Raw genomic sequence first — 17804 nt, forward strand, 5'->3', positions numbered from 1 at the left:
CCTTCGGCGCGGCAAACAGGAGAATGAGATGATCAGATTGGCAAGGAAAACGGCGGCGGCCGCCATTGCCTCCGCATTCATGGCGGTGAGCGTTCTGCCTGCCGAGGCGATGCCGGCGATGAAGCCGGTCCCGACGGCGGATAATGCCGTGCAGCCGGTGCAGTATCGCGGCGGCGATCGCTACAATGACAATCGCGGCGGCTGGGGCCGCAATCGCGGTTATGACAGGCGCTATTACAACGGAGGCGGCTGGGGCTACAACGGCGGTCGGGGCTATCGTCCGCCGCCGCCCGGATATTACTACGACGACAATGACGACGCCTGGGTGCCGCTCGCCATTCTCGGCGCGGGCGCGCTGATCATCGGCGGCGCGGTCGCGGCAAACCAGAGCCGCCAGCCGCAGCAGACCTACGGGGTAAACCCGAAGCACTACGACTGGTGCGAGTCGCGCTACCGCTCCTACCGCCCGTCGGACAACACCTTCCAGCCCTATAACGGCCCGCGCAAACAGTGCCTGTCGCCGTATTACTGATTGCGGATAGGCGTGTAAGATCGGGGGCCCCGCAGTGCAAGCTGCGGGGTCTTGTTTTGTCTCTCAGTCCCGCCTGAGGCAGGCCACCGCCTCGACATGGGCGCTCCAGAAGAACTGGTCGACCGGGACGACAGTGTCGATGCTATAGCCGCCATCCCTCAGGATGGCGAGATCGCGGCCAAGGGTCTGCGGATTGCAGGATACGGCAACGATCCGGGCGACATCCGAGCGCGCCAGTTCCTCGGCCTGTTCTTTCGCGCCGGCGCGCGGCGGGTCGAACACGACGCCGTCGAAGGGTGCCAGTTCGCGCGGCAGAAGCGGGCGGCGGAAGAGGTCGCGCCGCTCCGTCGTCACCTGTTTCAGGCCTTGCCGGTTGCGCACGGCCTGGTCGAGGGCCGCAAGCGCCGGCCCGTCGAACTCGACGGCGTGGACGCGGGATTTCGCCGCCAGCCTGAGAGCGAAGGTGCCGAAGCCCGAAAAGAGGTCGGCAACCCGCTTGCTGCCCTTCAGATGCCTGACGACTATGTCCGTCATCGCTTCTTCCGCGCCGCGCGTCGCCTGGGCGAAGCTTGCCGGCGGCGGAAACACCCGCGTGCCCGAAAGGGTGAGTTCCGGCTTCACCGGTTCGACGATAATTTCGTCGCCGATGGCAAGCCGGGCGATGCCCCTGACGCTCATGACCGCGCGGGTGGCTGCCTGCCGGCGTTTCTCCGACGGCGCCTTGATGCCGGCAAAGCTGATGTCGAGACCGGTCTCGGTCTCCATGACGGCGATGCGGAAGGGGTCGCTGGTGGAGACCAGAATGCCGGCCAGAAGCTTCAGCGCCGGGAGCCGCGCAAAAAGCGTCGGCGAGAGCACGGGACACTCCTCGATGGCGACGATATGATGGCTTTCCGGGCTGGAAAAGCCGAGCAGAATGCCGTTTTCCGTGCGGCGTCCGGCAAAGCTCGCGCGCCGCCGCTCTCCGGGCCCGGACGTCACCAGCGGCGCGACGGGGCAGTCGATGCCGTGGGCCGCGAGTGCATCGACCACGACCTGCCGCTTGAAGGCGTCATAGGCGGAGCGTTCGAGGTGCTGCAGCGCGCAGCCGCCGCAGGTGCCGTTCTCGCCGTCCGGCCCGAAATGGCGGCAGACCGGGGCGATCCGGTCGGGAGAGGCGTCAAGCAGCGACAGCATCATGGCTTTCGATTTCTCGCGCGCAACCATCACCGTCTCGCCGGGCAGCGTGAAGGGAATGAAAACCGGGCCTTGCGCATGGGCGGCGATCCCGTCGCCCTGGCTTCCGAGCCGTTCGATCTCAAAGGTTTCAGCGGCCATGACGGTCCAGCCTTTCGGTTGCGCCGGACTTTTGACCGGCAAGCAGATATTCCTGGTTTCCGTCGCCGCCCTCGATCGGGGAGGGAGTGATGCCAAGGCTTTGCCAGCCCTGATCGCGAACCAGCCAGGCTTCCAGTTCTTGGGCGATCTTCGGCCCGAGCGTGGGATCCTTCAACAGGCCCTTCTTGCCGATATTCTCCCTGCCTGCCTCAAATTGCGGCTTGACCAGAAGCACGCAGAAGGCGCCGGGTTCGGCAAGGGCGAGCGCCGGCGGCAAAGCCAGCTTCAGCGAGATGAAGGAGACGTCCGAGACGACGAATCCCAATGGCCGGTCACCGATGTCAGCGCGCGCAAGGTTGCGGGCATTCACGCCCTCCAGATTGGTCACGCGCGGGTTGCCGACAAGCCGCCCCGCCATCTGGCCATGGCCGACATCGACGGCCGTCACATGGGCCGCGCCGCGTTCCAGAAGCACCTGGGTAAAGCCGCCGGTCGATGCGCCGATATCGACCGCGTCGGCGCCCTCGGGCGAAATATTGAAATGGTCGAGCGCGGCAATCAGCTTCAGCGCCGCGCGAGAAACATAGGCGCCCGCCGGATCATCGACAGCGATGGCGCTTCCCGCGGGCACGGTCTCGCCCGGCTTCTTCGCGATACGGCCATTGACCGTGACGGCGCCGCGCAGAACGGCGTCGCGCGCCCGCGAACGGGTTTCGAAATGGTTGAGGCTGACCAGAAGCTGGTCGAGGCGCTGGGCGGTGTCGGTCATACCCGCTCCATGGACGCATTTGCCGGCAAGCGCAAGCCTTGCCGTTTACCCGGTCGTGCCGGTCGAGATGCCGGAGCGGCCAAGCGCGCGGAAGACCGTATCGACGATCCCGTCGCGGTCGAGGCCCGCCTTCTCATACATCACTTCGGGCTTGGCCTGTTCCATCCAGATGTCGGGCAGCACCATCTGGCGCACACGCAGGCCGCCGTCCATCAGGCCCTCATTGGCGAGAAACTGGATGACATGAGCGCCGAAGCCGCCGGCCGCCCCTTCCTCGATCGTCACCAGCACCTCGTGATGGGCGGCGAGCTGGCGGATAAGGTCACGGTCGAGCGGCTTGGCAAAGCGCGCATCGGCAACGGTCGTCGAAAGCCCTGCCGCGTTCAGCACGGTGGCCGCCTCGCGACATTCGCCAAGGCGCGTGCCGAAGGAAAGCAGCGCCACCTTCGAGCCCTCGGAAATGATCCGGCCCTTGCCGATCTGAAGGATTTCGCCGCGTTCGGGCAGTTCGATCCCCGTGCCTTCGCCGCGCGGATAGCGGAACGAGATCGGGCCGTCGCTGTAGTCGGCGGCGGTGCGAACCATGTGCATCAGTTCCGCCTCGTCGGCGGCCGCCATCACCACGAAGCCGGGCAGGGTGGCGAGATAGGTGGTGTCGAACGAGCCTGCATGGGTCGGTCCATCCGCCCCGACAAAGCCCGCCCGGTCGATCGGAAAGCGCACCGGCAGGCCCTGGATCGCGACGTCATGGACGACCTGGTCATAACCGCGCTGCAGGAAGGTCGAGTAAAGCGCGCAGAAGGGTTTCATCCCCTCGCTTGCAAGGCCGGCCGCGAAGGTGACGGCGTGCTGTTCGGCAATGCCGACATCGAAGAGCCGGCTCGGGTAGAGCTCCTGGAACTTGTCGAGCCCGGTGCCGGACGGCATGGCGGCGGTGATCGCCACCACATTCTCGTCATGGCGGGCTTCCTCGATCAGCGCCCTGGAGAAGACGGAGGTGTAGCTCGGCGCATTTGGCTTGGCCTTTGCCTGGGTCCCGGTGACAACGTCGAAACGGCTGACGGCGTGGCACTTGTCGGCGGCGGCCTCGGCCGGGGCATAGCCCTTGCCCTTCTGCGTCACCACATGGATCAGCACCGGCCCGCGCGCATTGTCGCGCGCATTACGCAGCACCGGCAACAGGTGCTCGAAGGAATGGCCGTCGATCGGGCCGATATGATAGAAGCCGAGCTCCTCGAACATGGTGCCGCCGGTGACGAAGCCGCGGGCGTGGCCGACGGCGCGGGAAATCGCCCGGTCGATCGATTTGCCGAGATAGGAGGTCAGCCGCTTGGAAAAGTCGCGGACCTCGAGATAGGTCCTGCCGGAAGCGAGCCGCGCCAGATAGGCGCTCATTGCCCCTGTCGGGCGGGCGATCGACATGTCGTTATCGTTGAGGATCACGATCTGGCGCGCGCCGAGCGCGCCGGCATTGTTCAGCGCCTCATAGGCCATGCCCGCCGACATCGCGCCGTCGCCGATGACGGAAATGACGTTGCGCGGGTTATCCTGAAGCTTCGAGGCGACCGCCATGCCGAGGCCGGCGGAAATGGAGGTCGAGGAATGACCGGCGCCGAAGGGGTCGTATTCGCTCTCCGCGCGGCGGGTGAAACCGGAAAGTCCGTTCTCCTGCCGCAGCGTCCGCATCCGGTCGCGCCGACCGGTCAGGATCTTGTGCGGATAGCACTGGTGGCCGACATCGAAGATTACCCGGTCATGCGGCGTGTTGAAAACCTTGTGGATGGCGATCGTCAGTTCGACCACGCCCAGGCCCGCGCCCAGATGCCCGCCGGTGCGCGAAACCGCGTCGATCATCTCCGCGCGCACTTCGCCCGCAAGCTGCGGCAGGTCGCGGTCTTCCACGTCGCGAAGGTCTGCTGGCAGGTTGATCCGGTCGAGGATGGAGGTTTTGGCCGGTAGCGTCACGTCTTGAAGCCTCGTGCGCGAAACGGTCGCGCGTTTTCTGTTTCTAAATCGGTTCTAGCGAATTTCAGCGTCCGGGCAAAGGAACAAATTCCGTTTCATCGCCGGGGACGAGGCCGAATCGGCCCTGCCGCCAGTCTTCCTTTGCCTGCTCGATGCGTTCCTTCGAGGAGGAGACGAAGTTCCACCAGATATGCCGCGGTTTTTCCAAAGCCGCTCCTCCGAAAAGCATGAGACGGCATCCGTGTTCCCCAGAACCCGCAATCGTGATCGTGTCGAGGGGCGCGAGCACAAGCAGTTGCTCCGGACCGAAGACGTCGCCGGCGATCTCCACCGCGCCCTCCAGCACGTAGATTGCTCGCTCCTCATGCTCGGCGGGGAAGGAGAAGCGCGCGCCCGGCCTGAGCGCAATGTCGACGAACAGCGTATCGGTAAAGGTCCGCACGTCCGCCTTCAACCCGCAGAAATCACCGAGCACCACGCGCCCGCTGACGCCGGCCTCGGAGATCGTCGGCAGCGCGTTCTTCTCCGTATGGCCGAAGGTCGGGTCGGTCTCCTCGTCGCTTTCCGGCAGGGCGAGCCAGGTCTGGACGCCGGAGAGCGCATGCGGGCGCAGCCGGAGATCCTCCGGCGTGCGCTCCGAATGGACGATGCCGCGCCCGGCCGTCATCAGGTTGACGTCGCCGGGCCGGATGACGGTATGATTGCCGAGCGTGTCGCGATGGCCGATTTCCCCCGTGGTGAGATAGGTCACGGTCGAAAGCCCGATATGGGGATGCGGCTTGACGTCGAGCGCCTCGCCATTGCCGCCGAAGCGCGCCGGACCCATGCGATCAAAGAAGATGAACGGGCCGACAAGCCTGCGCTTGATCGTCGGCAGCGCGCGGCGCACCTCGAACCCGCCGATATCGCTGGTGCGCGGAATGATGAGCTGCGACACGGCATTGCACGACTGTGCGTCGCCGAATTCGGGGTCCTTACCGGGGAAAAACGACATTGCGGCACCTTTCTCAGCGCCGGGCGCTGTCAGTCGGCCTCAGGCCTCATCGAGAGGCTCGGTTCCGGCGGGCTTGCCCTCGCGGTCGAGCCGGATCTTCTCCACCCGCGCTTCGGCCGCGTTCAGCAGCTTGTCACAGTGTTTCTTCAGTTCCTCGCCGCGGGCATAGATGGCGATCGATTCATCCAGCGCCACGTCGCCGCGTTCAAGCCGCGCGACAATCCGCTCAAGCTCGTCCACGGCGCGCTCGAAGGTGAGTTCGGAAACGGCGGTCGGCTTTTCCGGATCGGTCATAGTCCTGCCTCTTGATTTTGCGATCACATCCCGCACTTAACCCGGCGGGGCCGTTCAGGCAAGGTAATGCACGGCGGTGTGATTGCAAGCCGGAGCACGTTTTGATGATCCTGCCTTCTGGCCGCTAACCATTCGGAGACCGCGTCGTTTCATTTGACGTGGAAAGGTTCTATAGAACGGATGGGCCGGCCCGCGCCGCGGGAGGCATGAGAATAAAGACGTGTTGCGTAACGGGCCGCGCGCTCAAGAAAGGCAGGCGGCCGGGAAGGTGTGTCCGATGGACGACAGGCATCCGGAGCGAATTGAACTGCGCGTTCCCTACCGGGATATCGATATGCACGGGCGCATGCACACGGCCGCCTATATCGAGCATGCGGAAGAGGCGCTTGCGCATTTCTGGCGGTTTCGGCCCGAAGTCGCAAACGAGCCGGCCTATGTGGTGCGCAAGGTCGGCTGCACCTATTACCGGGGCCTTCGCAACGGCGAACTCGCGGAACTGACCGTCAGGGCGGCAAAGATCGGCGGCAAGTCGATCGGCTTCAATGTCGCCGTGCAGGCCGGCAACGAGATCGCCGCCGAGGTCGAGCTCCTGTGGAGCGCCGTCCATCGCGACAGCGGCGAGCCCGCGCCCCTGCCTGAGGAAACGCGGGACTGGCTCTATTCCTTCCTCGACTGAGAGGCTCAGGCCGAGCGTTTCGGCAGCAGCGGATAGCCCACCATCACGGCGCGGGCGGCAAGGGCGGCAAGGGCGGCCTTGACCAGGTCTCCGGGCACGAAGGCGACCGTTCCCGCCACGGCCTTGGAGATGCCGAGCCCGACGCCGAAGGCAAGCCAGGCGATGCCGAAGAAATAGACCACCACGATGCCGCCCATGGCTGCGGCGATGAAGAAGCCGAAGGTCTGGCGCAGCGCGCTCTTTGCATCGGCATGCATTTCCGCAAGGCCGCCGGCGATATACGCGCCCGGCAGCCAGCCAATGAGGAAGCCGGCCGTGGGGCCGACGAAGGCGCCCAGTCCGCCGCGTCCGCCGGAAAGCACAGGCAGGCCGATGGCGACCAGAACGAACATGAGAAGCACGGCAGCCGCGCCGCGCCTGCGCCCGAGGATCAGACCGGCGAGCATGACGCCGAGCGTCTGCGCGGTGATCGGCACGGGGATGAAGGCGAGCGGGATCGGCGGAAGAATGCCGAGCGCCACGATGATGGCCGTGAAAAGCGCAACCAGAACCAGATCGCGTGAGGTCATTTCGTCTTCCTTTTTTCCTGCCCGCCGCGAATGCCGCGGGCGTCAATCGCATCGGCGATACTGTCGGCGTCCCGCAAGGTCAAGATGATCAGCGGGACGATCGCGCCGGACGGCCTGAAGCGGATGCCGCGCGCGCGGTGGGCATCGCGAATGGCCTGATAGCGTTGCAGGATATCCGGCACGAAGCGGATGACAAGCCCGACCGCAAGGCCGATATCGGCCGCCTTGAGAAGGCCGGCGCGCTCAAGCGGCATGGCAAACCGGGTAACGGTGTCGATGAAGGCCGGAACCGGCGTCGCTGCCGTGATCGCGGCTGCCAGGAACATCAGCGCCGAAAGCCGGAGAACGGAGACCGCCGCCACCTGCCAGGGGCTGAAGATCAGGTTGAAGCCGCCGACCAGAAGGATCGCCGCGCCGATCGGCGCCAGCCGGGCGAGTGCCTGGCGCGGGCGCATCGGCAGGGAGACGTACAGCCCCGCGGCAAGGGCGAGCAGCGCGCCGAGAAAGACGAGATCGCCGGAAAAGAAGACGGCAATGGAAAAGACGACCAGCCCGCCAAGTTTCAAGCCCGGCGGCAGGCGGTGCAGAAGCGTGTTGCCCTCGACATAAAGCGACTGCATCAGCGGTTCATCGCCTTATAGTCCGCGATAATCGCTTCTGCCGGACCGTCGCCCACCAGCCGGCCCTCATGGAACAGCAGCACGCGCTCGAAAGAGGAAAGCGTTGAAAGATCGTGCGAAATCGCGATCACGTCCTCATTGAGCGCGTCGATCGTTTCTGCCACGCGACGGCGATTTCTCAGGTCGAGCTGGTTGGTCGGCTCGTCGAGGATGACCAGGGAAGGGCGGGTGGCGAGCACGGCGGCAAGCGCTGCGAGCTGCAGTTCCCCGCCGGAGAGTTCGTGGGCGCGGCGTGTAGCGAGGTGGGCGATGCCAAGCCGCGCAAGGCTTTCCTCCGCGCGCAGGCCAAGATCCGTCTTCGCCACGCCGCGCGCCCTGAGGCCAAGCTCGATATCGTCCTTCAGGATCGGCAGGATGATCTGGTTTTGCGGCGACTGGAACACATAGCCGGCATCGGCTGCGACCGCTGCCTGTTCCTCCGCCGTGTCGCGGCCGTTGACGCGCACTTTTCCGGTCGTCGGTTTCGTCAACCCGTTGATCAGCCGGGCGAAAGTGGTCTTTCCGGAACCGTTCAGGCCGATAACGCCGATGCGGCGCCCGGTGAGCGTCAATGTCAGCGGGTGAAGGGCCGTGCGGCCCTCATAGGTCACGCCGGCTTCCAGAAATTCGATTTTCACATGCGTCCCCGGTTTTCTCTAAAGACTGTCGGGCGCTTCCTTATAGGCATCAAAGCGCGGTTTCGAAAGACCGGATGTTCTTATTTTGTCCGAATCGCACTAACGTTGGTCCATGGCCAAGGTGATTTCGAACATGGATGCGCGTCGCATCTTCCTCGCGCGTCAGGGACTTTCCGGCCCTCCGGGGCAGGCGATGGACAAGGCGGGCCTTCTGGCGTTGATCGAAAAGATCGGCTTCGTTCAGGTCGATTCGATCCGCACCGTCGAGCGCGCGCATGATCTCATTCTCTTCTCCCGCAACCAGACCTTTCGGCGGCAGCATCTCGCCGCGCTCCTGGAAAAGGACCGGGGCCTTTTCGAGCACTGGACCCATGACGCCTCGCTCATTCCCACCCGCTTCTACCCCTACTGGAAGCACCGCTTCGCCCGCGAGCAGGAACGCCTCGTCGCGCGCTGGCGCAAATGGCAGGGCGAGGGCTTCGAGGCGGTTTTCGAGGAGACCTATGCGGCCGTCAGGGACAATGGTCCGCTGTTTTCCCGCGAATTGAAGGAGGACGATCACGTCTCCGGCGGCTGGTGGAACTGGCACCCGGCCAAGACCGCGCTCGAATACCACTGGCGCACGGGACGGGTCGCCATCTGTCACCGCGTCAATTTCCAGAAGGCCTATGATCTTGCCGAACGGGTGATCCCGGACGCACACCGTCTCGTCGACGTCGATCATGACGCCTTCGTCGACTGGGCCTGCCGGGCGGCTCTTCAAAGGCTCGGTTTTGCGACCTCGGGCGAGATCGCCGCCTTTTTCGATATCATCACGCCGCAGGAGGCGAAGGCATGGGTGGAGGAGAACCGCGACCAACTGGCGGAGGTTGCGCTTGAGACCGTGGAGGCCGGCAAGCCGCGCCTGGCCTTTGCGCTGGCCGGAGAGGTCGATAGCCTTGCCGACGTGCCGGACCCGCCTGCGCGCCTGCGCGTCCTCAGCCCCTTCGACCCGCTCCTGCGCGACCGGGCGCGCGCCGAGCGCCTGTTCGGCTTTTCCTACCGGATCGAGGTCTTCGTGCCGGAACCGAAGCGGCAATACGGCTATTACGTCTTCCCGCTTCTGGAAGGCGCGCGGCTGATCGGGCGGATCGACATGAAGGCGGACCGCAAGCGCGGCACGCTCGATGTCCGAAAGCTCTGGCTTGAACCCGGCGTTCGGGCAGCCGCCGGGCGGCTGGAAAGGCTTGATGCCGAACTGCAGCGGCTCGCCCGGTTTACCGGCGTCGAGCGGGTGGAATACCTGACGGGGTGGCGTGAAAACCTGTCCTGAAACAACCGGCCCCCTGCCGTTGCTGCACAGTCTCAGGCCAGCCGGCCCGTCTGTCCGCGGTCGCGCAGATAATGGTCGGCGATGGTGCAGGCAAGCATCGCCTCGCCGATCGGCACGGCGCGGATGCCGACGCAGGGGTCATGGCGTCCCTTGGTGCGCAGCTCGACCTCCCGGCCATCCTGATCGATCGACTGGCGCGGCGTCAGGATCGAGGATGTCGGCTTGATGGCGAAACGGGCGACGATCGGCTCGCCGGTGGAAATCCCGCCGAGAATGCCGCCGGCATGGTTTGACAGGAAGCGCGGTCGACCGTCATTGCCAACGCGCATCTCGTCGGCGTTTTCCTCGCCGGTCAGTTCGGCCGCATTGAAGCCCTCGCCGATCTCTACGCCCTTGACGGCGTTGATCGACATCAGGTTCGAAGCGATATCCTGATCGAGCTTGGCATAGATCGGCGCGCCGAGGCCTGCCGGAACATGTTCGGCAACCACTTCGACCACCGCGCCGACGGAGGATCCGGCCTTGCGGATATCGTCCAGATAGCGTTCCCAGACCGGCACCATCTCGGCATCCGGGCAGAAGAAGGGGTTGTTGTCGATCTCGGCCCAGTCCCAATTTTCGCGGTTGATCCTGTGCTTCCCGATCTGGGTCAGCGCGCCGCGATAGGTCACATTCGGCAACACCTTACGGGCAATGGCGCCGGCGGCGACGCGGGCCGCCGTCTCGCGCGCGGAGGAACGGCCGCCGCCGCGATAGTCGCGCAATCCGTATTTGACGTCATAGGTATAATCGGCATGGCCGGGGCGGTACTGCCGCGCGATCTCGCCGTAGTCCTTCGAGCGCTGGTCGGTGTTCTCGATCATCAGCGAAATCGGCGTGCCGGTGGTCACATAGGTTCGGCCGTCTTCCTGCGGCAGGACGCCGGACAGCACTTTCACCGCGTCGGCCTCGCGCCGCTGGGTGACGAAGCGCGACTGGCCGGGCTTGCGCCGGTCGAGACAGGCCTGGATTTCCGCAAGCTCGAAGGCGATGCCGGGCGGGCAACCGTCGATGACGCAGCCGAGCGCCGGGCCATGGCTTTCGCCCCAGGTGGTGACGCGAAAAAGATGTCCGTATGTGTTGTGCGACATGGTTTACCTCTGCCGTCGTTGCGCGGCTTCGCTCTATCGCAATTGCCGGGTGAGGGGAAGCCTACTCGATCCAGCCGATCGTTCCGGCGGCCGGATCTATGCGCAAGACGGCATCCTGCGGGATGGGCAGATCGGCCGCCTCTGCCGCCGAGACGCCGCCGACGATGCGGAAGAAGCTGCGGATCACGCCGCCATGGCAGACGCAGACCGTCGGGCCGACGACATCCTTCAACCAGGCGCCGATCCGCCAGGACAGGATTTCGTAGCTTTCGGCATCGGCGCCCGGCGGAACGAAAGCCCATTTGTCCTTCTCGCGCTCATGCAGAAGCGCCGGGCTGAAGCCGGCGACCTCTTCCAGCGTGCGTCCCTCCCAGTCGCCGAAGGAGAGTTCCTTCAGCCGGTCGTCGGTGCGGTAGAGTTCGGGCGTCAGGCCCATGGCCGCGCGCGCCCGCTCCATCGTTTCGCGCGTGCGCGAAAGCGGGCTTGAGACAAAATCGTAAAGCCGGGAGTCATCGCCCAGAATTTCCGCAAGACGCGCGCCATTGTCGCGGGCCTGACCGCGTCCGGTGTCGTTCAGCGGAATGTCCTTCTGCCCCTGCAGACGGAATTCGGCGTTCCAGTCGGTCTGGCCGTGACGTATGGCGTAGATGAGCACGATTTCTTACCGTTCAATTTTCATTAAAGGATGAAGCGAAAATTCAAAGTGTTAGGAGGGTTTTGCACATGTTTTGGAAGGGGCGGGCCCCGAAAGATGCATTTCCGGCTCTGATAAACTGTCGCCGGAGAGGAAAGGATGCAAAGCAAAACGGCGCGGATCCGGTCCGCGCCGTCATCAAAATTCAGTCCTTGACCACCGAAATGTCGGGTGCGTCGACCGCCTTCATGCCGACAACGTGATAGCCGCTGTCGGCATGGAGAACCTCGCCGGTGACCGAGGTCGAAAGGTCGGAGAGCAGAAACAGCGCCGTATTGCCGACCTCGTCGATCGTGACATTGCGCTTCAGCGGCGAATTATACTCGTTCCACTTCAGAATATAGCGGAAATCGCCGATGGCGGAGCCGGCGAGCGTCTTGATCGGCCCGGCCGAAATGGCGTTGACGCGAATGCCGCGACCGCCGAGATCGACTGCCATGTAGCGCACGCTCGCCTCCAGCGCCGCCTTGGCGACGCCCATGACGTTGTAGTGCGGCATCACCTTTTCCGCGCCGTAATAGGTCAGGGTGATCATCGATCCGCCTTCATTCATGATCTGCTCGGCGCGTCGGGCGATCGCGGTGAAGGAATAGACCGAAATGTCCATGGATTTCGCGAAATTTTCACGCGAGGTATCGATATAGCGGCCGGTCAGTTCATCCTTGTCGGAGAAGGCGATGGCGTGGACGACGAAGTCGATCTTGCCCCACTCCTGCTCGAGCGTCTTGAAAACGGCTTCGACGCTCGCGGGGTCGGTGACGTCGCAATGGCCGGCCATGAGGGCGTTCAGCTCCGTTGCCAGAGGCTCCACGCGCTTCTTGAGGTTGTCGCCCTGCCAGGTCAGCGCGATTTCGGCGCCGGCTTCATGACACGCTTTGGCAATGCCCCATGCGATCGATCGGTTGTTGGCAACACCGAGAATAATGCCGCGTTTGCCTTTCATGAGGCCGTTTGCTTCAGCCATGTGTCGATGCTCCTTGCAACTCTCTTCGTTTCTGCCTATGGCATAGGCAGCAATGCGGTTCAAGCAATCAGAACCGTGCTGAACCCGCTTTAGCTTCCGAAAAGGTTATTGCCAAGCCCTTGCAAAAATGCCCCGACCGGCGCCTGGCCGGGTGCCTGAAACCTCTCTGCAGGCGGCGATGTGGCAGTGAAGACGGTTCGCTCTCGGGCGGGATTCGAATTGGAACGCGCCGCCTGGCGCGATGCGGGAGACGATGCCATGTCCCAGTCGGACGAGACCCCCAAGGATTTTACAGCCGAAAACGATCCCTTTGCGCTCTTCGGCAAGTGGCTGAAGGATGCGCAGGCGAGCGAGCCGAACGACCCGAACGGGGTGGCGGTCGCCACCGTCGATGAAGACGGGCTTCCCAATGTGCGCATGGTGCTGATGAAGGAGTACGATCTCCGCGGCTTCGTTTTCTACACCAATTTCGAAAGCCAGAAGGGGCGGGAACTGCTTGGCCAGCCGAAGGCCGCCATGTGCTTCCACTGGAAGTCGCTGCGCCGCCAGGTGCGCCTGCGCGGTCCGGTCGAGGTGGTGTCGGAAGAGGAGGCGGATGCCTATTTCCAGTCCCGCCCGCGCGCCAGCCGCATCGGCGCCTGGGCCTCTAAGCAGTCGCGGCCGCTGGAAAGCCGGTTCGCGCTGGAAAAGGCCGTGGCGCAGCATACCGCCAAATACGGCGTCGGCGAGGTGCCGCGCCCGTCCTACTGGTCCGGGTTCCGGCTGAAGCCGGTCTCGATCGAATTCTGGCGCGACGGCAAGTTCCGCCTGCACGACCGGATCGAGTTCCGCCGCGCAAGCCCCGAGGGCGGCTGGCAGAAGGTCAGGATGTATCCCTGACAGACGTCGCATTTCCGGCACGGGAGGAAAGAATGAACGATATCGCAGACATGGAAAAGCAAGTCGCCGCTCAGGAAGAGCGGCTGGTGTTTCGGACGTTCAGCGAGGATGACGCGTGGGATCTCGGTCAGCGGCTGGTCGGCCGCGCGCTGGCGCATGAGGCGAAGGTGGTGATCAATATCCGCACGCCGAACCGCACCCTGTTTCATGCCGCCCTGCCGGGTTCCGCGCCGGACAACGACATGTGGGCGCGGCGCAAGTCCAATGTGGTTTTTCATTTCCACCGCTCGTCCTATGCGATCGAACTGGAGCACAGGCGCAAGGGGCGCACGATCGGCCCGGAAATCGGCCTCGATCTCAAGGATTTTGCAGATCACGGCGGCAGTTTTCCGGTGCGCCTTAGAAAGTCAGGGGTTTTCGCAGCAATCACCGTGTCGGGCCTTGCCAGCGCCGACGACCACGGGCTGATCGCGGCGGTGCTCGAGGCCTATCTCGCGCAGTGAGACCTTCCTACCGCGTCGGGTTCTGCAGTTCGCCGAAGCGTCTTTGGCCGGCCGGGCAGGGTTTCTGCATCAGGATCAGAGGATGCGGCAGGCCGTTGTCGTCCGTTTCGCGGCGGCGCACGCCGCAAAAGCCGTGGCGGCGATAAAAGGCGACCGCGCGCGTGTTCGCGGCATAGACTTCAAGCGCCAGCTTGCTCTTGAGGGCAAACGCATGGTCGAGCAGCCGTCCGCCGATGCCGAGGCTCTGGACATCCGGCGAAACGAACAGCCCGCCGATGAACTGATCGATCAGGCCGATGAAGCCGACCGGGTCGCCGTTCCTGACCGCGACCCAGGTCTCCGTGTCCGGCAAGTATTTTTCGGAAATCTCGCGGCGCTGGCGCAAAAGGAGGTCGTCCGGCAGGAAGGGGTGCGAGAGGCGCGAGGCGGCATACCAGATTGCGGTCAGCCGGGCATTGTCATCCGCCGTGAATGGACGGATGACAAGTCCGGTTTCGCCCGCGGCGATGCCTGAAGATTCGGGTACGCAATACATGGCGCCCATCAAACATCATGAGCGGTAAAAAAAACGCTAAGCCTGCGTGCCGCCGACGGTCACCTGGTCGAGCCTGAGATGCGGCTGGCCGACCCCGACCGGCACCCATTGCCCGGCCTTGCCGCAATTGCCGATGCCGTTGTCGAGCGCAAGGTCGTTGCCGACCATGGAAACGCGCTTCATCGCGTCGGGGCCGTTGCCGATCAGCATCGCGCCCTTGATCGGCGCGCCGATCCTGCCGTTTTCGATCAGATAGGCCTCGGTGCAGGAGAAGACGAACTGGCCGGAGGTGATGTCCACCTGCCCGCCGCCGAAGGTGACGGCATAGATGCCCTTCTTCACAGAGGATATGATCTCGTCCTTGGTCTTGTCGCCGGCGAGCATATAGGTATTGGTCATGCGCGGCATCGGCAGGTCCGAATAGGACTGGCGGCGGCCGTTGCCGGTGGGGGCGACGCCCATCAGCCGCGCGTTCATGCGGTCCTGCATGTAGCCCGTCAGCCGCCCGTTCTCGATCAGCACATTGTAGCCGGACGGCGTTCCCTCGTCGTCGATGGAGATCGAGCCGCGGCGGCTTGCGATCGTGCCGTCATCGACAATGGTGACGCCGGGGGCCGCGACCATCTCGCCGACAAGGCCGGAAAAGGCGGAAAGGCCCTTGCGGTTGAAATCGCCTTCCAGTCCGTGGCCGACGGCCTCGTGGATCATCACGCCCGGCCAGCCATTGCCGAGCACGACATCCATGGTGCCGGCCGGCGCCTCGATCGCCTCGAGATTGACGAAGGCCTTGCGCAGTGCCTCTTCCGCGCCCGACTGCCAGTCCTGGCGGGCGAAGAGATCGGCGAAGCCTTCCCGTCCGCCGATGCCGAAGGAGCCGGTCTCCTGCCGGTCGCCTTCGCCGACGACGACGGAGATGTTGAGCCGCGTCATTGGCCGGACATCACCGACGCGGTAGCCGTCGGCCCGGAGGATATCGACAACCTGGTGGCTTGCGGCGAGCGAGGCGGAGACCTGGCGCACGCGCGGGTCGCGTTCGCGAAGATAGGCATCGATTTCGCCGAGAAGCCTGACCTTCTCCTCGAAGCTCGGAGCGCCGATCGGGTTTTCGTCAGAATAAAGCCTGGTATTGGTGCCGCGCGGCGGCTCCGCATAGGCGCCTGTATAGCCGGCCGTAACCGCCTTGGCCGTCGAGGCGGCGCGCTTCAAAGCCCCGAGCGAGAGTTCTCCGGCATGGGCAAAGCCGCTCGCCTCGCCGGCAACCGCGCGCAGGCCGAAGCCGTGGCCGGTGTTGAAGGAGCCGCTCTTCAGCCGGCCGTCATCGAAGGTCAGCGATTCGTTCTGGCTGTATTCCACATAGAGTTCGCCGTCATCGGCGCCATGCAGCGTATCCGAAACGATGTCGCGGATCGTGGTTTCGTCGGCGTCGAAATGGCTGATCAGGTCGCGGTCCGTCATTTGGCTTTCGTCCTTTTTCCGTGTCACGCCTCCATATAGGATGTGGCGGGCGCAATATCAGGGCAGGGCGTCGAAGCCTTCGCCGAAGCCGGAAAGGTCCACCGGAATGCCGATCGTGTCCTGGTCAATGGAGAAGTTCAGGGTGAATACGGCCTCGGTGCCGGCGCGCAGGATCTTCATCAGGTCCTCGTCGATATCCACCTCCACATAGCAACCGTCGAGATAGCAGCGCGAGAAGGCGGCCTTGCCGATGTTCACGCCGTCGACGAAAAGCCCCATACCTTCTGGCAGGAACACGCCGAGGGGGGAGAGCACCCTGAGCAGGGTCGCCTGCCGGTCGGCCGTCTTCAGCACCGCGATGGAAAGGCCGATTTCGGGACGATCGTCGGCGATCACGTTCTGCATCAGCGCGCATTGTTCGAGCGTGGAGCCGGGCGGCTGGTCGCAGATCATGGACCATGCGCCGTGATTCGCGCGCACCATGGTCGGGTCCTGCTCGCCGCCGAGATCGATGCTCCGGCCGGTCGTCGGCGCGGCATTTTCCGGCGCGGCATTCTCCTGGGCGCTCACCGGCATGGCTGAGAGCGCAAACAGCACGCTCGCGAGCGTGGTTATGGCGCTCATTGCGCGCGACAGACGGTTTGCTGGAAATGTGGGCATGGCGCGGTGTCCTGCATCAAATGGATAAGGCGTTTTCGTCTGAAAGGGTTTTGCAGGTTTCAGAGGAAATTTTCAACGGCGCCGCGCGACGGAGGAGAGCAAAGCCGAAACGAAATTTCTGATTCTTGTTCCCTCCGCGTGAGACAATTTGACGCTTCAAATCGGCAAATGCTATGGCATAATTGTGACTGAGGGAGAAAAACGGGTACACCTTCTGCGCCGCTGCGCGCGGCAGGGGCGTGCGCGAGCGTAAATAGATGTTATCATGGCCTTAAACGCGATTCAGGCCTTTTGTGCCATATAGCGTCCTTGGAAAGGGTCCGGTTTGACCACGGTCAAACGATGGAGGGAGAATTCAACGTGATGAACAAGACCAGAGCATGCGTGGCAGCTCTTCTCTGTCTTGCGGGCACGGGCAGCGCCTATGCGGCGCAGCCCAAGCCGTGGGAAATGGGCATGCAGCCTGCGGCTTCGCCGATCATGCATCAAATTCGCTGGTTCGAGCAGTATACGCTCTGGTTTATCGTGCCGATCGTGCTCTTCGTTCTGGCATTGCTGATCACCGTGATGGTACGCTTCAGGGCGTCGAAGAACCCGGAAGCATCGCGCACCAGCCACAACACCATGATCGAGGTGGTCTGGACGGTCGCGCCCGTTCTCATCCTCCTGTTCCTCGCCGTGCCGTCCTTCAACCTGCTGACGGCGCAGCTGACCATGCCGGAAGATCCCAAGCTGACGGTCAAGGCGACGGCGACCCAGTGGCTGTGGAGCTATGACTATCCGGAAATCGAGGACGGCGAGATTTCCTATTCCTCCTACATGCTGACGGAAGACCAGCGTGCCGAATACGGCAAGGAAGACAAGGCCGTCTATCCACGGCTTCTTGCCGTCGACAACGAAATGGTGGTGCCGGTGGGCGAGACGGTGCGCCTCCTGGTGACGGCCGCGCCCACGGATGTCATCCATTCCTTCGCCATGCCGGCCTTCGGCATCAAGATCGACGCCGTGCCCGGTCGCCTCAACGAGACCTGGTTCAAGGCCGATGAGGAGGGCATCTATTATGGCCAGTGTTCCGAGCTCTGCGGCAAGGACCACGCCTTCATGCCGATCGCGATCCGCGCGGTCTCGGCCGAGCAGTTCGAGACCTGGCAGGCTTCCGCCGCAACGGATGTGGAAGCCGCCAACAGGGCGCTGATGGCCAGTATCGACAATGCGCAGCAGGACGCCGTTCTGCTTGCGGACAAAGACTGAGGGGGAGG

20 protein-coding genes are annotated in these 17804 nt (G+C 64.0%); 6 read left to right on the plus strand and 14 right to left on the minus strand.

Annotated features, from left to right (window positions below; genetic code table 11):
- Positions 1-28 precede the first annotated feature (28 nt).
- The gene (locus AZF01_RS04960) at positions 29-532 is read left to right on the plus strand and encodes a BA14K family protein (RefSeq protein WP_061449623.1); all 504 of its coding nucleotides are present in this window, start codon (positions 29-31) and stop codon (positions 530-532) included.
- Between the two features lie 63 nt (positions 533-595).
- Here the strand turns inward: AZF01_RS04960 and AZF01_RS04965 are convergent, their stop codons facing one another.
- From AZF01_RS04965 to AZF01_RS04985, 5 genes are all read right to left on the minus strand, one after another.
- Positions 596-1849 (minus strand): class I SAM-dependent RNA methyltransferase, encoded by a 1254-nt coding sequence (locus AZF01_RS04965; RefSeq protein ID WP_061449624.1) that lies wholly within the window; start codon positions 1847-1849, stop codon positions 596-598.
- Entirely contained in the window at positions 1839-2618 is a 780-nt protein-coding gene (locus tag AZF01_RS04970; protein ID WP_061449625.1) for a TlyA family RNA methyltransferase, read from the minus strand. The genes AZF01_RS04965 and AZF01_RS04970 overlap by 11 nt, the downstream gene beginning before the upstream one ends.
- A 45-nt stretch (positions 2619-2663) precedes the next feature.
- Positions 2664-4583 (minus strand): 1-deoxy-D-xylulose-5-phosphate synthase, encoded by a 1920-nt coding sequence (dxs, locus tag AZF01_RS04975; protein ID WP_061449626.1) that lies wholly within the window; start codon positions 4581-4583, stop codon positions 2664-2666.
- Positions 4584-4647: 64 nt separating this feature from the next.
- The gene (locus AZF01_RS04980) at positions 4648-5577 is read right to left on the minus strand and encodes a pirin family protein (protein ID WP_061449627.1); all 930 of its coding nucleotides are present in this window, start codon (positions 5575-5577) and stop codon (positions 4648-4650) included.
- A gap of 39 nt (positions 5578-5616) precedes the next feature.
- Positions 5617-5871 carry an exodeoxyribonuclease VII small subunit gene (locus AZF01_RS04985; protein ID WP_061449628.1) on the minus strand — a complete coding sequence of 85 codons (255 nt, stop codon included), beginning with the start codon at positions 5869-5871 and terminating at the stop codon, positions 5617-5619.
- A gap of 277 nt (positions 5872-6148) precedes the next feature.
- Between AZF01_RS04985 and AZF01_RS04990 the strand changes: the two genes are divergently transcribed.
- Entirely contained in the window at positions 6149-6547 is a 399-nt protein-coding gene (locus AZF01_RS04990) for a thioesterase family protein (protein WP_061449629.1), read from the plus strand.
- A gap of 5 nt (positions 6548-6552) precedes the next feature.
- Here the strand turns inward: AZF01_RS04990 and AZF01_RS04995 are convergent, their stop codons facing one another.
- The 3 genes from AZF01_RS04995 to AZF01_RS05005 are packed head-to-tail and all read right to left on the minus strand — an operon-like array spanning position 6553 to position 8413.
- Positions 6553-7116, minus strand: a complete 564-nt coding sequence (locus tag AZF01_RS04995) for a biotin transporter BioY (protein ID WP_061449630.1) — start codon at positions 7114-7116, stop codon at positions 6553-6555.
- A complete protein-coding gene (locus tag AZF01_RS05000) occupies positions 7113-7736 on the minus strand; it encodes an energy-coupling factor transporter transmembrane protein EcfT (RefSeq protein ID WP_061449631.1) in 624 nt (207 codons plus the stop codon). Before AZF01_RS05000 ends, AZF01_RS04995 begins: the two co-directional genes overlap by 4 nt.
- Entirely contained in the window at positions 7736-8413 is a 678-nt protein-coding gene (locus tag AZF01_RS05005) for an energy-coupling factor ABC transporter ATP-binding protein (RefSeq protein WP_061449632.1), read from the minus strand. The genes AZF01_RS05000 and AZF01_RS05005 overlap by 1 nt, the downstream gene beginning before the upstream one ends.
- A 112-nt stretch (positions 8414-8525) precedes the next feature.
- On the opposite strand from AZF01_RS05005, the gene AZF01_RS05010 reads away from it, so the two are divergent.
- Positions 8526-9725: a winged helix-turn-helix domain-containing protein gene (locus tag AZF01_RS05010; protein ID WP_061449633.1), complete on the plus strand. Its 1200-nt coding sequence runs from the start codon at positions 8526-8528 to the stop codon at positions 9723-9725.
- A 32-nt stretch (positions 9726-9757) separates the two neighbouring features.
- Here AZF01_RS05010 and aroC read toward each other — a convergent pair whose 3' ends face one another.
- The 3 genes from aroC to fabI all read right to left on the minus strand — a co-directional run bounded on the left by aroC (position 9758) and on the right by fabI (position 12513).
- Positions 9758-10855, minus strand: coding sequence for a chorismate synthase (aroC, locus tag AZF01_RS05015; RefSeq protein WP_061449634.1), 1098 nt, complete (start codon positions 10853-10855; stop codon positions 9758-9760).
- 61 nt (positions 10856-10916) lie between these two features.
- Positions 10917-11510: a histidine phosphatase family protein gene (locus AZF01_RS05020; protein ID WP_061449635.1), complete on the minus strand. Its 594-nt coding sequence runs from the start codon at positions 11508-11510 to the stop codon at positions 10917-10919.
- A gap of 184 nt (positions 11511-11694) precedes the next feature.
- The gene (fabI, locus tag AZF01_RS05025) at positions 11695-12513 is read right to left on the minus strand and encodes an enoyl-ACP reductase FabI (RefSeq protein ID WP_061449636.1); all 819 of its coding nucleotides are present in this window, start codon (positions 12511-12513) and stop codon (positions 11695-11697) included.
- 258 nt (positions 12514-12771) lie between these two features.
- Here fabI and pdxH point away from each other — a divergent pair, with 258 nt between their 5' ends.
- Both pdxH and AZF01_RS05035 read left to right on the plus strand, forming a co-directional pair.
- Positions 12772-13392, plus strand: coding sequence for a pyridoxamine 5'-phosphate oxidase (pdxH, locus tag AZF01_RS05030; protein WP_061449868.1), 621 nt, complete (start codon positions 12772-12774; stop codon positions 13390-13392).
- A gap of 32 nt (positions 13393-13424) precedes the next feature.
- On the plus strand, positions 13425-13895 hold the full coding sequence (locus AZF01_RS05035) for a heme-degrading domain-containing protein (RefSeq protein ID WP_061449637.1): 471 nt from the start codon (positions 13425-13427) through the stop codon (positions 13893-13895).
- Between the two features lie 7 nt (positions 13896-13902).
- On the opposite strand, the gene AZF01_RS05040 is transcribed toward AZF01_RS05035, so the two are convergent.
- The 3 genes from AZF01_RS05040 to AZF01_RS05050 are packed head-to-tail and all read right to left on the minus strand — an operon-like array spanning position 13903 to position 16545.
- Positions 13903-14430, minus strand: a complete 528-nt coding sequence (locus tag AZF01_RS05040) for a GNAT family N-acetyltransferase (protein WP_061449869.1) — start codon at positions 14428-14430, stop codon at positions 13903-13905.
- 36 nt (positions 14431-14466) lie between these two features.
- Positions 14467-15885, minus strand: a complete 1419-nt coding sequence (tldD, locus tag AZF01_RS05045; protein ID WP_061449638.1) for a metalloprotease TldD — start codon at positions 15883-15885, stop codon at positions 14467-14469.
- A 57-nt stretch (positions 15886-15942) separates the two neighbouring features.
- Positions 15943-16545: an invasion associated locus B family protein gene (locus tag AZF01_RS05050; RefSeq protein WP_024709238.1), complete on the minus strand. Its 603-nt coding sequence runs from the start codon at positions 16543-16545 to the stop codon at positions 15943-15945.
- 363 nt (positions 16546-16908) lie between these two features.
- On the opposite strand from AZF01_RS05050, the gene coxB reads away from it, so the two are divergent.
- Positions 16909-17796 carry a cytochrome c oxidase subunit II gene (gene coxB / locus AZF01_RS05055; RefSeq protein WP_051424116.1) on the plus strand — a complete coding sequence of 296 codons (888 nt, stop codon included), beginning with the start codon at positions 16909-16911 and terminating at the stop codon, positions 17794-17796.
- Positions 17797-17804: the final 8 nt, after the last annotated feature.

This window comes from Martelella sp. AD-3, from assembly GCF_001578105.1.
Classification (GTDB): Bacteria; Pseudomonadota; Alphaproteobacteria; order Rhizobiales; family Rhizobiaceae; genus Martelella.